The 14391-nt window shown below is 67.5% G+C and carries 15 protein-coding genes; 1 reads left to right on the top strand and 14 read right to left on the bottom strand.

The features are described 5' to 3' along the window. Window positions 1-141 precede the first annotated feature (141 nt). On the bottom strand, window positions 142-2244 hold the full coding sequence (gene flhA, locus D0Y85_RS10000; protein WP_032974843.1) for a flagellar biosynthesis protein FlhA: 2103 nt from the start codon (window positions 2242-2244) through the stop codon (window positions 142-144). Beyond that, window positions 2241-3371 carry a flagellar biosynthesis protein FlhB gene (gene flhB, locus D0Y85_RS10005; RefSeq protein ID WP_033831035.1) on the bottom strand — a complete coding sequence of 377 codons (1131 nt, stop codon included), beginning with the start codon at window positions 3369-3371 and terminating at the stop codon, window positions 2241-2243. Before flhB ends, flhA begins: the two co-directional genes overlap by 4 nt. A 206-nt stretch (window positions 3372-3577) precedes the next feature. Between flhB and D0Y85_RS10010 the strand changes: the two genes are divergently transcribed. Continuing rightward, the gene (locus D0Y85_RS10010) at window positions 3578-4003 is read left to right on the top strand and encodes a hypothetical protein (protein ID WP_240329376.1); all 426 of its coding nucleotides are present in this window, start codon (window positions 3578-3580) and stop codon (window positions 4001-4003) included. A 42-nt stretch (window positions 4004-4045) separates the two neighbouring features. Here D0Y85_RS10010 and D0Y85_RS10015 read toward each other — a convergent pair whose 3' ends face one another. The 12 genes from D0Y85_RS10015 to D0Y85_RS10070 form a co-directional block, all read right to left on the bottom strand. Beyond that, window positions 4046-6181: a bifunctional diguanylate cyclase/phosphodiesterase gene (locus D0Y85_RS10015; protein ID WP_117310349.1), complete on the bottom strand. Its 2136-nt coding sequence runs from the start codon at window positions 6179-6181 to the stop codon at window positions 4046-4048. Window positions 6182-6342: 161 nt separating this feature from the next. Then, window positions 6343-7134, bottom strand: coding sequence for a flagellar biosynthetic protein FliR (gene fliR, locus D0Y85_RS10020; RefSeq protein WP_117310350.1), 792 nt, complete (start codon window positions 7132-7134; stop codon window positions 6343-6345). Window positions 7135-7150: 16 nt separating this feature from the next. After that, window positions 7151-7420, bottom strand: coding sequence for a flagellar biosynthetic protein FliQ (locus tag D0Y85_RS10025; protein ID WP_005413254.1), 270 nt, complete (start codon window positions 7418-7420; stop codon window positions 7151-7153). Between the two features lie 77 nt (window positions 7421-7497). Then, a complete protein-coding gene (gene fliP / locus D0Y85_RS10030; protein ID WP_117310351.1) occupies window positions 7498-8277 on the bottom strand; it encodes a flagellar type III secretion system pore protein FliP in 780 nt (259 codons plus the stop codon). A gap of 1 nt (window position 8278) precedes the next feature. Beyond that, entirely contained in the window at window positions 8279-8686 is a 408-nt protein-coding gene (gene fliO, locus D0Y85_RS10035; protein WP_093818248.1) for a flagellar biosynthetic protein FliO, read from the bottom strand. Beyond that, a complete protein-coding gene (fliN, locus tag D0Y85_RS10040) occupies window positions 8683-9018 on the bottom strand; it encodes a flagellar motor switch protein FliN (RefSeq protein ID WP_025878988.1) in 336 nt (111 codons plus the stop codon). Before fliN ends, fliO begins: the two co-directional genes overlap by 4 nt. Beyond that, complete coding sequence (gene fliM, locus D0Y85_RS10045; RefSeq protein ID WP_100465290.1) at window positions 9015-10019, bottom strand: flagellar motor switch protein FliM; 1005 nt, start codon at window positions 10017-10019, stop codon at window positions 9015-9017. Before fliM ends, fliN begins: the two co-directional genes overlap by 4 nt. Window positions 10020-10029: 10 nt before the next feature. Continuing rightward, window positions 10030-10545 carry a flagellar basal body-associated FliL family protein gene (locus tag D0Y85_RS10050; RefSeq protein ID WP_025878990.1) on the bottom strand — a complete coding sequence of 172 codons (516 nt, stop codon included), beginning with the start codon at window positions 10543-10545 and terminating at the stop codon, window positions 10030-10032. Between the two features lie 199 nt (window positions 10546-10744). After that, window positions 10745-11893, bottom strand: coding sequence for a flagellar hook-length control protein FliK (locus D0Y85_RS10055; protein ID WP_117310352.1), 1149 nt, complete (start codon window positions 11891-11893; stop codon window positions 10745-10747). Beyond that, window positions 11893-12360 (bottom strand): flagellar export protein FliJ, encoded by a 468-nt coding sequence (gene fliJ, locus D0Y85_RS10060; protein WP_117310353.1) that lies wholly within the window; start codon window positions 12358-12360, stop codon window positions 11893-11895. The genes D0Y85_RS10055 and fliJ overlap by 1 nt, the downstream gene beginning before the upstream one ends. Beyond that, window positions 12357-13757 (bottom strand): flagellar protein export ATPase FliI, encoded by a 1401-nt coding sequence (gene fliI / locus D0Y85_RS10065; protein ID WP_117310354.1) that lies wholly within the window; start codon window positions 13755-13757, stop codon window positions 12357-12359. The genes fliJ and fliI overlap by 4 nt, the downstream gene beginning before the upstream one ends. After that, window positions 13754-14362, bottom strand: a complete 609-nt coding sequence (locus D0Y85_RS10070) for a FliH/SctL family protein (protein ID WP_170919592.1) — start codon at window positions 14360-14362, stop codon at window positions 13754-13756. Before D0Y85_RS10070 ends, fliI begins: the two co-directional genes overlap by 4 nt. Window positions 14363-14391 lie beyond the last annotated feature (29 nt).

Below are 14391 nucleotides of genomic sequence, written 5' to 3' on the forward strand. Positions count from 1 at the left end.
TGGTCACGGGACGAAGTCGGCGGAGTGGCGGTCGGAGAACGCGGATGGTCGGTGGTCTGCACGGTTCGGGTTCCCCTTGGAATCTGTCTGTTGCGGGTGTTTGAAAGTGGTGTCTGTTTTCTGGCGCGTTGCAGGGCGGCGTCAGCTGATCGTTCCGACCAGCTTCAGGCGCTTGTCCTCCGGCACCTCGCTGTAGGCCAGGACCGACAGCGACGGAACGCTGTGGCGGACCAGGCGGGCCAGCGCGGCTCGCACCGGGCCAGGTACCAGCACCACCGCGGGCTCGTTGCGGGCTTCCTGCTTGCTGACACATTCGGCCAGGCTCTGGTGCAGTCGCTCAGCGAGTCCGGGTTCCAGCGCGGCGCCGTTGCCCTGCGTGGACTCCTGCAAGACACGTTCCAATTGCGGGTTGAGGGTGAACACCGGCAGCTCCGCCGACATTCCGGCGATCTCCTGCACGATGAAGCGGCCCAGTGCGGTGCGCACTGCGGCGGTCAGCGTGGCCGGGTCCTGGCTGTGCGGGGCGTGTTCGACCAGTGCTTCGGCGATCTTGCGCAGCTGGCGGATCGGAATGCGCTCGACCAGCAGGTTCTGCAGCACGCGCACCACCGCCGACAGCGGCAGCGCCTTCGGCGTCAGATCTTCGACGAGCTTGGGCGCGCTCTTGGCCAGGTTGGCCAGCAGGTGCTGCACTTCCTCGTGGCCGAGCAGTTCCGGTGCGTGCTCGCGGATCAGGTGCGAAAGGTGGGTGGCCACCACCGTGGCCGGGTCGACCACGGTATAGCCCAGGGTTTCGGCCTGGGCGCGCTGGTGTGGCTGGATCCAGGTCGCGTCCAGTCCGAAGGCCGGGTCCTTGCCGGCGATGCCTTCCAGCGGACCGAGGGCACTGCCCGGGTCCAGCGCCAGTTCGCGGTCGGGATGGATCTCGGCAGTGGCCACCGGCACGCCATGTACCAGTACCCGGTAGCCGTTGGCCGGCAGTTCCAGGTTGTCGCGGATGTGCACCGAGGGAATCAGGAAGCCGACGTCCTGGGTCAGCTTGCGGCGCACGCCCTTGATGCGCGGCATCAGCTCGCCGCCCTGGTTGCTGTCCACCAGCGAAATCAAACGATAGCCCACTTCCAGGCCCAGCGGATCGACCGGGCGCAGCTCGTCCCAGCTCAGTTCCGCGGTGGGTGCGGGGGCCGCGGGGCGGCCCAGCGCGTTCAGTGCGTTGGCGTCGCCTGCAGCGGTGTCGGCCTGCGCCGGCACCAGGCCCTTGCGGTACACCTTCCAGGCGATGAAGCCGAGGATCGCCGCCAGCGTCAGGAAAGCGACGTTGGGCATGCCCGGTACCAGGCCGACCACGCCGAGGATGCCGGCGGTGATGGCCAGCGCACGGTACTGGCCGAACACCTGGCCGGTCATCGCCTGCGCCATGTCCTGCGAGCGCGAGGCACGGGTGACCAGCATCGCCACCGCGCTGGAGACCAGCAGCGCCGGCAGCTGCGCCACCAGGCCGTCACCGATCGACAGCAGGGTGTAGGTGGCGGCGGCATCGCCGAACGGCATGCCATGCTGCAGCACGCCCACGGCCAGGCCGCCCAGCATGTTGATGAACAGGATCAGGATGCCGGCGATCGCGTCGCCGCGGATGAACTTGCTGGCACCGTCCATCGCACCGTAGAAGTCGGCTTCCTCGCGTACTTCCTCGCGGCGCAGCTTGGCTTCCTCGCGCGTCAGCAAACCGGCGTTGAGGTCGGCGTCGATGGCCATCTGCTTGCCGGGCATGGCGTCGAGGATGAAGCGCGCAGTCACTTCCGAAACGCGGCCGGCGCCCTTGGTGATGACCACGAAATTGATGATGGTCAGGATCGCGAACACCACGATGCCGACGGCGTAGTTGCCGCCGATCACGAACTCGCCGAATGCGGCGATCACCTTGCCGGCCGCTTCGTGGCCGTTCTGGCCGTTGAGCAGGATCACGCGGGTGGAGGCCACGTTCAGCGCCAGCCGCAGCATGGTGGTGATCAGCAGGACGATCGGGAAGATGGTGAAGTCCAGCGGGCGCTTCACGTAGACCACCGCCAGCAGCACCATCAGCGAGATGGCGATGTTGAAGGTGAACAGCGCATCGAGCACCGGTGCGGCCAGCGGCACCACGACCATGGCCAGCAGGGCCAGCACGATCAGCGGCGCGCCAAGGCCCTGGCGGATCATTTCAAGCGCGCGGCGGGTATTGAAGCTGGATGCCTGGGCGCTCATGGACGGCCCCCGTTGCCGAACTCATCAACCTGGATGTGCGGCGTGGACGGCATCGGGCCGGTCCGCCAGCTGCGCAGCTGGTAGACGTAAGAGAGGACCTGGGCGACGGCTGAATACAGTCTCACGGGGATTTCCTTGCCGAGTTGGCCTTCCCGATACAAGGCGCGTGCCAAAGGCGGGGCAGAGACGATGGCGACCTTGTTGCCGTCGGCCACTTCACGGATGCGCAGGGCGGTTTCATCCACGCCCAGGGCGACCACGGTGGGGGCATTCATGGCCCCGCCTTCGTACTTCAGGGCCACCGCGTAGTGGGTGGGGTTGACCACCACCACGTCGGCAGTGGGGACCGCCTCCATCATCCGGCGGTTGGCCATCTGCTGCTGCAGCTGGCGGATGCGGCCCTTCACTTCCGGGCTGCCTTCGCTTTCCTTCATCTCCCGGCGCAGCTCCTCGCGGGTCATCTTCAGCTTGCGCATCCAGTTCCAGCGCTGGTACGGCGCGTCGATGGCGGCCAGCACCAGCATCGCCCCGGCGGTGGCCAGCAACAGGCGCAGGGTGAAGCCCAGGCCGTCGCCGATGGCCGTTTCCAGCGGCTGGTGGATCAGCCCGCGCAGGGTGTTGAAGCTGGTCCAGACCACCATGCCGGCGGCGACGCCGACGAAGGCCACCCGCAGCAGCGACTTGATGAACTCGGCGATGGCTTCGGGGCCATACAGGCGCTTGAGCCCGCTCATCGGGTTCATGCGGTTGATGTCGGGCATCATCGCCTTGGCCGACCAGCGCAGGCCGCCCATCACCACCGGCGCCAGGAAACTGGCCAGCAGGCAGACCAGCACCAGCGGGGCGATCACCCACATCAGCTGCAGCAGCAGGTCGCCGAAGTGGCCGAACAGCGCCTTCGGGTGCTGGCGCAGGCTCTGTTCGGGGCTGAGCGCATGGCGCATCCAGGCGCTGGCGCCGCTTGCCATCGAGCCGCTCATGGCCATCACCGCGATCACCCCGGCACCGAACACGGCGGCCGTGCCCAGTTCACGCGAGCGCGGCAGGTTGCCCTGTTCACGGGCGTCGCGCAGGCGCTTTTCGGTAGGTTGTTCGGTTTTTTCGCCGGCGGATTCGTTCTCGGACATCACAGGCACTGCAGCAGGGGATGCCGGAGTGCGTGCAAGAACCGTGCCGCTATCCGTCAGCCGCGAACGGCAGCACTGTGTGTCTGCTCCTGCTCATTCTGGCGTTCGCAGTGCTGTATGCGCTGCCGCGCTATTGCATTTAGAGGACGAGGAAGATCGTTCAACTACTGCTGTATAGGGGGCAGCTAGCAGCTACATGAGGCATGATGGCAAGACACGCAGAAGAGAAGGGCGATGCTGAATGGATTGCAGGATGGGATATCGCAGCAATGAGCTTTGACATAGTCGTTTTGAAGCTGGAAGACCTCGGTGAAAAAGACCTGTCCAATGTTGAGGCTGTGCAGGATATCGGGTGTCCCCAGGCCATAATCGCATCATTGGAGTTGGTGTTCCCCGGATGTGTCCAAGGTGCATTCTCGGATGGTGAGCGCTACTCGCTCGAGTCCGCTCTGAATGGAGACCCGGTGAGCTCCATACACCTTACTCTTCGATTCGGTCGAGCATGGTCTGAGGCAGCCAATGCTGAGTTCATGGCCCTGCTTTCAACACTTTGCCAGCGGTTGCAGTCAGTCGCTTTTGCGGTCTCCGACAACTCGAGGCTCACTCCTCCCTACCCGGTCACGCTGGAGTGATTTGCTCACGCCGGGCTGGCCCAGGCGCGCGGCCGTGTGGGTTCATTTACCCCCACCTTCGGGTGCTTTGAAGCCATTGGCCAGTTCCACCCGTGGCCGCGGCAGGTCGTGCAGCTGCATGAAGCGGGTAGCGTCCACCGGGCGGCCCAGCAGGAAGCCCTGCAGGTAGTCGCAGCCGAGGCGCTCCAGGTAGGCGCGCTGCGCGGCGGTCTCCACGCCCTCGGCCACGATGTCCATGTCCAGCGCATGGCCCAGCGCAACGATGGCCGACACGATCACCACGTCTTCGGCGCTGTGTTCCAGGTCGCGCACGAATGCGTGGTCGATCTTGATTTCGGTGGCCGGCAGGCGCTTGAGGTACAGCAGGCTGGAGTAGCCGGTGCCGAAATCATCGATCGAGATGCCCACGCCCAGGGCGGAGAAGCTCTGCAGCAGGCGCAGGCTGGTATCAGTATCGCGCATCACCGTGCTTTCGGTGATCTCCAGCACCAGGTTGCGCGGGGCGATCGCGTAGCGCTCGATCACCTCGCGCACGTCCTGCAGCAGGTGCGGCGAACTGAACTGCACCGGTGACAGGTTCACCGACATCGTCCAGCTTTCATGGCCGGCATCGTGCCAGTGCCGCAGCTGCTGGCAGGCCTGGTCCAGCGCCCAGCGGCCGATCTCGTTGATCGCGCCACTGCGCTCGGCCAGGCGGATGAAGCGGTCCGGCGGAATCAGGCCCTGTTCCGGATGACGCCAGCGGATGAGTGCTTCGGCGCCAGCCACCTTCTGCGTAGCCACGCGGATCTTCGGCTGGTAATGCAGGAACAGCTGCTCGCTGCCGATTGCCCGGCGCAGGTCGGCCAGCAGGCGGAACTGCTGCTCGGCGCTGTCGTTCATCCAGTCGGCGAACAGCACGAACGCGTTGCGGCCCGACTCCTTGGCCTGGTACATCGCTGCATCGGCGAAGGCCATCAGCTGGCGTTCGCTGGCGGCATGGTCGGGGCAGATCGCGATGCCGATGCTGGCGCTCACCTGCAGCTCGTGGTCCGGCAGCAGCGGGCCGCTGCCCACCGCCTGCAGGATGCGCCGGGCCAGGGTCGGCAGGTCCTCGTCCTGTTCGATGCGCACCACCAGCACGAATTCGTCGCCGCCCAGCCGTGCCAGCATGTCGTGCGGCCGCAGCAGCTGGCGGGTACGTTCTGCCACGGCTACCAGCAGCGCATCGCCGGCCTGGTGGCCATAGGCATCGTTGACCTGCTTGAAGCCATCCAGGTCCATGAACATCACCGCGAAGCGGCTGCCGCCCTGTTCGGCCTCGGCCAGCGCCTGCACGATGCGCCGCTGCAGCAGCAGCCGGTTCGGCAGGCGGGTGAGCGGGTCGTGCAGCGCGGCCTGGGTCAGTTCCTGCTGGGCGTCGGTCAAGGAGGTGCTGAGCAGCGAATTGCGCAGGCGCAACAGTTGCGCTTCCACCCGCTGGTCCAGCCAGGAAACCACCAGCACCACCGCCAGGATCGCCACGGTCAGCACCACCACCAGCATCGCCAGCCAGTTGTTCTGCAGGCCATCGCCCACCGCTGCGCCGCAGACGCTGCCTTCCGGGAAGCGGGCGGCGGCCATGCCGGTGTAGTGCATGCCGACGATGGCCAGGCCGAGCAGGCCGGCGGCGGCCAGGCGGTCGCCGATGCGGGTGTGCTGCGCGCGCAGGCGGAAGGCCACGTACAAGGCAGTCCACGACGCGGCCACCGCGACCAGCAGCGACAGCAGCAGCCACACCGGCTGGTAGTCGATGCCCGGTTGCATGCGCATTGCGGCCATGCCCACGTAGTGCATGCTGGCGATGCCGCTGCCCATCAGCAGCGCTCCGCCGGCCAGGCGGGGATGGGGCAGGGTGCGCAGCGATACCAGCCAGAGCGCGAACACCGACGAGCCGATCGCCAGTGCCAGCGACAGCAGGGTGATGGGCAGGTCGTAGCCCAAGGGAATGGGCAGGTCGAAGGCGAGCATGCCGATGAAGTGCATCGACCAGATGCCCAGCCCCATCGCAAAACCGCCGCCCAGGCGCCACCACCAGGTCGCGCCCTTGCCGGGCGCGGTGACGGTGCGCCCGGCCATCGCCAGTGCGGTGTAGGACGCCATCACGGCAACCAGCAATGAGGTCGCCACCAGCCATGGGTTGTACGTGCCTACCAGCATTCGTCAGTCTCCCGGACCTGCCTGTCAACGGAAAAACTACGGTGGGGCATGCGCAAGGCGGGCGACCAGAGCCGCCGGTTGCAGCGTCCCCCCGGTCGCTGCGCATTCACTCTAACGCGGGCACCGGGGGGGACGGCAAGCAGCAGAACGTGACGGCCACGTCAGCGGGTCACCGCACCGGCCGCCTGGAAGGCAGCATCGAACAGGCGCTGCACCGGCGGCCCCATTTCACCAACCAGCAGGGTCAGCAGGAACAGGCCCAGCAGCAGCGAGACCGGCAGGCCCAGCTGGATCGGATTCAGTGCCGGCGCGGCGCGGGCCAGCACGCCGAAGGCCAGGTTGACCGCCAGCATCGCCACGGTCAGCGGGATGGCCAGGGTCAGCGCGCCACGCAGCACGGTCAGCAGGAAGGTCGGGGCGATGCTGAAGAACGCGTGCGGGTCGGGCAGGGGCGCGCCGATGGGCAGGGCGCGGTAGCTGTCCACCACCAGCGAGATCAACGCCAGGTGGCCGTTGGCGGTGAAGAACAGCAGGCCGAACAACAGATAGAACCACTGGCCGATGACACCGGAGGTGCCGCCGCGCAGCGGGTCGCTCATCTGCGCAAACGCCAGGCCGGTGCCCTGGGCGACCAGTTCGCCTGCCATGGCGCCAGCCTCGAACACCAGCCGCAGCATGAAACCGATGGCCACGCCGATCGCCAGCTCGCGGGCGATGGTCAGCACGGTAGCAGCGTCGAAACCGGTCCAGTCCGGTACCGGCTGCAGCAGCGGCGCCAACGCAATGGCCAGGGTGCCGGCCAGCATCACCCGCACCCGGCCGGGCACCGCGCGGGTACCGATCATCGGCATCGCCATGGCCACTGCGCCGATGCGCAGCATGGTCCACAGCACGGTGCCGATCATGCCGAAGGCGTTCAGGCCGTCGGCAGCCATCTGGGTGGCGGCGTCCATCTGCGTGCGCGTCCGTCTAGCCGATCAGGTGCGGGATGCGCTGGAACAGCAGCGTGGTGAATTCGACCAGATGGCCGATCAGCAGGCTGCCCAGTGCAAACAAAACGGCGGTGAGGGCTGCGGCCTTGGCAACGAAGGCGATGGTCGGCTCGTTGAGCTGGGTCGCCGCCTGCACCACGCCCACCACGACGCCGACCACCAGTACGGTCAGCAGCAGCGGGCCGGCCACCCAGAGCACGGTAATCAGGCCGCCACGCAGTTCGGTCAAGGCAAGTTCGGGGGACATCATGGTTCCATCGGTAGCGCCGGGCCACGCCCGGCGGTGGTCAATGCGGCGGCCGGCACTGCCCGGCGTCGCGTCTTTCAGGCCGGATTGAAGCTGGCCGCCAGCGTGCCGACGGTCAGCACCCAACCATCGACCAGCACGAACAGCAGGATCTTGAACGGCGCAGAGACCAGCATCGGCGACAACATCATCATGCCCATCGACATCAGCACGCTGGCCACGACCAGGTCGATGATCACGAACGGGATGAAGATCAGGAAGCCGATCTCGAAGGCGGTCTTCAGTTCGCTGGTGACGAACGACGCGACCAGCACCGGGAACGGAATCGCATCAGGGCTGGCGTAGGTGCCGTGACCGGCGATGCCGGCGAAGGTCATCAGGTCGGTCTCGCGGATCTGCGCCAGCATGAAGGCACGCAGCGGTGTGGTGGTCAGCGTCCAGGCGGTCTGGAAATCGATCTCGCCATTGAGGTACGGTGCCATGCCGGTGCTCCAGGCCTTGTCCCAGGTCGGCAGCATGATCATCGCGGTGAGGAACAGGGCCAGCCCCAGCAGTACCTGGTTGGACGGCGTCTGGCCGGTGCCCAGCGCCTGCCGCAGCAGGCCCAGCACGATGATGATGCGGGTGAAGGAGGTCAGCACCAGCAGCATCGACGGGATCAGGGTGATCGCCGTCATCAACAGCAGTGTCTGCAACGGCAGGCTGACCGGCGCACCGCCGATCTTGCCGACGTTGATGTCCGGCAGCGGCGTGGTCGGCGCGCCCGGGGCGGCGAACGCCAGTGCAGGCAGCAGGCACAGGGCGATCAGGGTCAGCCACGGCAGCAGGGTGGCAGGACGGGGACGGGTCACACGCATGTCAGGGGTCCTTGCGCAGCCGCTGTTGCAGCAGCTGGGCGAAATTCGGCAGGTTCTTCAGGTCGGGTACGCGTACCGGCGCAGGCGGTGGCAGCGGTTCGGGCAGGGTGTGCAGGGCGTTGATGCCACCGGCGGTGACGCCCAGCAGCAGTTGCTGGCCATTGACCTCGACCACCACCACGCGTTCCTTGGCGCCGACATTCAGGCTCGCCACCAGCTTCATGCCCTCGGCCGGGCGGAAGCCGCTGCCGGGCAGGCGCTTGAGCAGCCAGCCCAGGCCGATGACCAGGGCCAGCACTGCCAGCAGGGCCAGCACCGCACCGAACAGGCTCGGTGCGGCCGGCGCATGCTGGCCGATCTGCGGGGCCGTCCTGGCGACGGCCAGGGTGGTGGCTGCGAGCAGGCTCAACGCAGTCTCCGGATCCGCTCGCTGGGGCTGACCACATCGGTCAGGCGCACGCCGAAGCGGTCGTTGATCACCACCACTTCGCCATGGGCGATCAGCGTGCCGTTGACGAACACGTCCAGCGATTCGCCGGCACCCCGTTCCAGCTCGACCACCGAACCCTGGTTGAGCTGCAGCAGGTTGCGGATCGGCAGGCGGGCGCGGCCGACTTCCAGCGACAGCGTCACCGGCACATCGAGGATCACGTCCAGGTTCAAATCCGGGCCGGTCGCTTCATCGGCCTGCAGGTTGCTGAACTGGGCCGGGGTCGGTTCGAGGGCGTCGATATCGTTCATTGCGGGTCTTCCTGGATGACGGGTACGCGCGGACGGGTGCCCGGCGGATGGGTAGCGGTGATCTTTACGGCGTTCATGCCGTTGGCGACGCCGAACTCACCGGTGAACACCGGGATGTTCTCAACGCACAGCGGCACCTGCGGGCTCAGGTCGATCGGCAGGATGTCGCCGACCTTCAACCGGGTCAGGTCGCGCAGGGTCATGCGCTTGCTGGCCAGCACGCTGGACAGGGTTACTTCGGCCACATTGAGCTGCTCGCGCAGGGTGCGGCCCCAGCTCTCGTCGCGTTCGTTGCGGTCGCTCTGGATGCCGGCATCGAGCAGTTCGCGGATCGGCTCGAGCATCGAGTAGGGCAGGGTCACGTGGATGTCACCACCACCGCCGTCGAGTTCGACATGCAGGCGGCACACCACCACGTATTCGCGCGGCGTCACGATGTTGGCGAAGTGCGGGTTGATCTCCGAGTTGATGTACTCGAATTCCACGTCCATCACCGGTGCCCACGCTTCACGCAGGTCGGCGAAGGTCTGCTTCAGCAGCAGGTGGATCACCCGCATTTCGGTGGCGGTGAACTCGCGGCCTTCGATGCGCGTCGGGTAGCGTCCGTCGCCGCCGAAGAAGTTGTCGACGATGGCAAACACCAGGGTCGGTTCGAACACGATCAGGCCGGTACCGCGCAGTGGCTTGAAGCGGATCAGGTTCAGGTTGGTCGGCACATACAGCGAGTGCATGTAGTCGTTGAACTTGATCAGCTCGATGCCGCGCACGGACAGTTCGGCCGAACGCCGGATCAGGTTGAACAGGCCGATCCGCCACAGGCGCGCAAAGCGCTCGTGAACCATTTCCAGGGTCGGCATGCGACCGCGGATGATGCGGTCCTGGCTGGCGAAATCGTAGGAGCGTGCTTCGCCACTGGGGGCGTCCGGCTCGGTTTCGACCGCGCCACTGTCCACGCCATGCAACAGGGCATCGATCTCATCCTGGGACAGCAGGTCATTCATCGGGGAGCCCTTACTGGGTCACGAAGCTGGTGAACAGCAGGTCGTCGGCACCGTTGCTGCCGGTCTCGGCCTTCAGCACCTTCTGCACTTCGGCCAACGAATCGGCCTGCAGCTTCTGCTTGCCGGCGATGTCGGCGATCTGCTGCGGGCTGACCTGCGAGAACAGCATCAGCAGGCGCGCGCGGATGGCCGGGGCATGGGTCTTGATCGCTTCCAGCGCGGCCGGATCGCGGGTCATCAGCTGCACTTCCACCTGCAGGTAGCGCGGGCCGTCGATCGAGCCGTTGAGGTTGACCACGAATGCCGGTTCCAGCGCGAAGTACTGGGCCGGGGCCGGGGTGGTGGTCTTCTTCGGCGCCTGCGCGGTCTTGTCTTCGTGCTTGGACTGGGTGAAGAACCAGACGCCGCCACCGGCGGCACCGGCGGCCAGTACGGCGACCAGGGCGGTGATCAGGATCGGACTGCGCGGCTTGGCGGTCTTGTCCTTGTCGGCGGTCTTCTTGGTTTTGTCAGCGGCTGCGGCCACGGGGTGAAGCTCCTGAGGGTTGCTTCACCGGGATATGCAAGGGGTGTGCCGGAGCGGCCGGGGAGGGCGGCGACGGAATTCCGTCGGGTGTTCCTATCGGCAGCGCCGGGCCATGCCCGGCGGAATGTCGGGAATCCGCCGGGCATGGCCCGGCGCTACCCGTGTTCTGCCAGGTGCCGAGCTTGGTCGGCACGCACTGTCAGGCGTACGCGTCCAACAACCCGCGCTGGCGGATCAGCTGCGACGCCGACACCGTGGTGTCGCCCGGTGACGGTTCTCCGTCACTACCGCGAACGCCGCCGCCCGCCGGGCTGCCCGGAGTGCCGTCGCCACTGTGCTGCTGGCCGACATCGGCATGGGCCAGCTGGAAGCCCTGCTCGCCGAGCAGTTCACGCAGGCGCGGCAGGCTGCTTTCCAGCGCCTGGCGTACATCCACGTGCGGGCTGCTGAAGCTGGCATGGACCTTGTCACCGTTCATCTGCAGGCGCACGTCCACCGGCCCCAGGTCTTCCGGGTTGAGGCGGATGTGGGCATGGCCGATCTTCTGGTCGGCCAGCCAGCCGATGCGCGCGCCGATGGCCTGGTCGAAACCATCATCGCCCAGCACCGGCTTCGGGGTGGGTTCGCCATTGAAGACGGTATTGCTGGCCAGTGCGGCCTTCAAGTCCTGCAGGGCGGCGGGCAGGGGGGGCTGCAGCGGCGCCGGAGGTGCACGGTCGCCGATCTGCAGGCTGTCTCCGTCGTCGGCACGATCCAATGCCTTGCCACCCATCACCAGCTCCGGCAACGGCAGGCCACTGGCCTCATCATCGACGGCAGCGGATGCCGGGGCGCCGGTGCTCTGCGCGGCATTGGCGGCAATCGCGGCCGCCGCAGGTGCCAGCGCAGCGGAGGGCAGCGGGCCGCCTTCGGCATCGCCGGCCGCTGGCGGTGGCAGCACAGGCGCCGGATCGACACCGGTTGGCACGGCCAGCACCAGGCCGGCCAAGCCGAGCGGCGGCCAGGGCGGGTCGTCCGCGTGGGCCGGGGTGTCCTTGTCGTCGCTGGCTGCCGACGTTGCCGGTACAGCAGGTGTCGAAGTGCTGGCGTCCGTGGCGGCTGCGTCACCGTCGGTCGGCCGCGGCGTCGCCTTGGCCGGGTTGCCGTCGGGTGTTGATGCGGCCTTGGCCGGTGTTGCCGGATTGCTGGCGGTTGTGGCGGTACCGGGCGTGCCGGTCGAGGCGCTGCCGCCCTGCAGCATCTGGCCGAAATCCTTACCGGAATCGCTGCGCGAGGCGCGTGTGCTGCCGGCGTTGCCACTGCCGCCGGGCGTCGGTGCGCTGGCGTTGCTGCTCAACGGGGAGGGCATCACGACCGGCCTCCCTGCTCGCCATCGTCCTGGTCTTCGGTCTGCGCCAGGCGCGCGCGGCGTGCGCCGATGTCATCCATCTCGCGCTGGTCGCGGCGGTCGGTCACCACTTTTTCCTGCGCGCGGTAGCTGGCGGCCAGCTGCTCCAGCACGGCCTTGTCACGGCTGGCCAGGATCAGGCGCGCGCGTTCGGCCTCCACTTTTTCGAGGTTGCCGTTGACCGTCTGCTGCTGCTGTTCCACCGCGCTGTCCAGCCGGTCCAGGAATGCGCGCCGGTTCAGCAGCTGCGCCGGGCTGGTCGCGGCCATCTGCGCGTTGGCGTACTCCTCGGCGTAGCGGCGCAGTTCGTCCAGGCGCGACAGATGGGTGTCGAGCACGCTCTGGCGTTCGGCCAGGTCGCGGGCGACCGCGTCCTCGTGTTCCTGGGCCCGCTTTAGCAGGGGGTCGATGCGCTTGGACTGGATCATGTCAGCCTCTGGTTCTCTTGTTCCACCAGGCGCTGCAACGCCGCCTGGCTGTGCGGTAGATCTGCGGCCTTGGCCACGTCCTGGCCGAGGAATTCCATGATTTCCGGCCAGCGCTCAAGGGCTTCATCGGTCGCCGCGTCGTTGCCGCGCTGATAGGCGCCGATGGCGATCAGGTCGCGGTTGGCCGAGTACGCCGAGACCAGCCGTTTGAGCTTGCGGATGCGCAGGCGCCACGCTTCGTCGGCGATTTCCGTGACCACGCGGCTGACCGACGATTCCACGTCGATGGCCGGGTACAGGCCGCTGTCGGCCACGCGGCGCGAGAGCAGGATGTGGCCGTCAAGAATCGCGCGCGCTGCATCGGCGATCGGATCCTGCGGATCGTCGCCTTCGGTCAGCACGGTGTAGAAGGCGGTGATCGAACCGCGCCCCTTGGCGCCGTTGCCTGCACGTTCCACCAGGGCCGGCAGCTTGGCGAACACCGATGGCGGATAGCCGCGCGTGGTGGGCGGTTCGCCCACCGACAGGCCGATCTCGCGCTGCGCCTGCGCGAAGCGGGTCAGCGAATCCATCAGCAGCAGGACGTTCAGGCCCTGGTCGCGGAACCACTCGGCGATGGCCGTGGCGCGGTAGGCGCCATGCAGGCGGGCCAGCGGCGGCCGGTCGGCCGGGCTGGCCACTACCACCGCGCGGCGCAGGCCTTCCTCGCCCAGCGTGCTTTCAACGAAATCGCGTACTTCGCGACCACGCTCACCGATCAGGCCGACCACGATCACGTCGGCGGCGGTGTAGCGGGTCATCATGCCCAGCAGCGTCGACTTGCCGACGCCGGAGCCGGCGAACAGGCCCACACGCTGGCCGCGGCCGATCGGCAGCAGCGCATTGATCGCGCGCACGCCCACGTCCAGCGGCTGGGTGATCGGTTCGCGCGCCAGCGGATTGATCGACACGCCGGCCATGCCGACGTGGCCTTCAGCGCGGATCGGGCCCTTGCCATCCAGCGGTACGCCATCGCTGTCGATGACACGGCCGAGCAGGCCTTCGCCCACTTCCACGCCGCCGCGACGGGCCGAGGGCACCACCCGCGCATTCGGCAGCAGCCCGTGCAGTTCGGCACTGGGCATCAAGTAGGTGCGTTCGCCGGCGAAGCCGACCACTTCGGCATCGACCCAGCCGCCGTCAACCACTTCCACTTTGCAGCTGGCGCCGAGCGGCGCTTCGCAGCCGACCGCTTCCAGGGTCAGGCCGACCGCCCGCCGCAGCACGCCTTCGCGGATCAGCCCGCGACCGTGCGCGGTGTCGACCTTCAGGCCGTCGAGGCGGTTGGCCAGGCGCAGGTTGCGGGCCACGGCCCAGTCGGCCGGCGGCGACGGCTGCGAAGCGGTATTGGTATTCATGCGATGGCTCCGGTCTGGCGGATCACGGCGTCCAGCGCGCCGCGCAGGCGGGCTTCCAGGGTGCCGTCGATGCGTACCGCTTCGGCATGCACGCGCAGGTCGCCACGGCTCAGGCTGGTGTCAGGCACCAGGCGCTGCTGCGGCGACAGCGTCAGCAGCGGGGCGAGGGCGGTGATGTCATCGGGGTGCAGGCGTACTTCCACCTCGCGGTTGCTGCCGCCGACGGCGTCTATCGCCTCGCCGACCAGCTGCCCCAGCAGCGCCGGATCGGCCTCGTAGGCACGCCCTACCAGCGCACCGGCGATGCGCACCGCCAGTTCGCCAAGCGCGCCGACCACTTCATTTTCCAGGCGTGCCAGCGGCCGGCCGAAGTTGTCGAGGATGCCCTCGATCTGCGCGACCAAGCGGCGCACTTCGGCCTGGCCCTGGCTGAAGCCATCGGCATGGCCCTGGTCGAAACCTTCCTTCTCGGCGCTGTCCTGGATCGCCTGGATTTCCTCCAGGGTCGGCAGCTGCAGCGGCGGTTCCGGCTCATGCTCGGGATCCGGCTCGGTGAGCTCGAAGGCCTCGTCGTGGTCCAGCACCGGTTCGGGCTGGGCCAGCAGGTCCGGGGCAAGCCAGCGCACGACGTTGC

Origin of the sequence: Stenotrophomonas sp. G4 (genome assembly GCF_003428825.1) — a bacterium.
Lineage (GTDB): Bacteria > Pseudomonadota > Gammaproteobacteria > Xanthomonadales > Xanthomonadaceae > Stenotrophomonas > Stenotrophomonas indicatrix.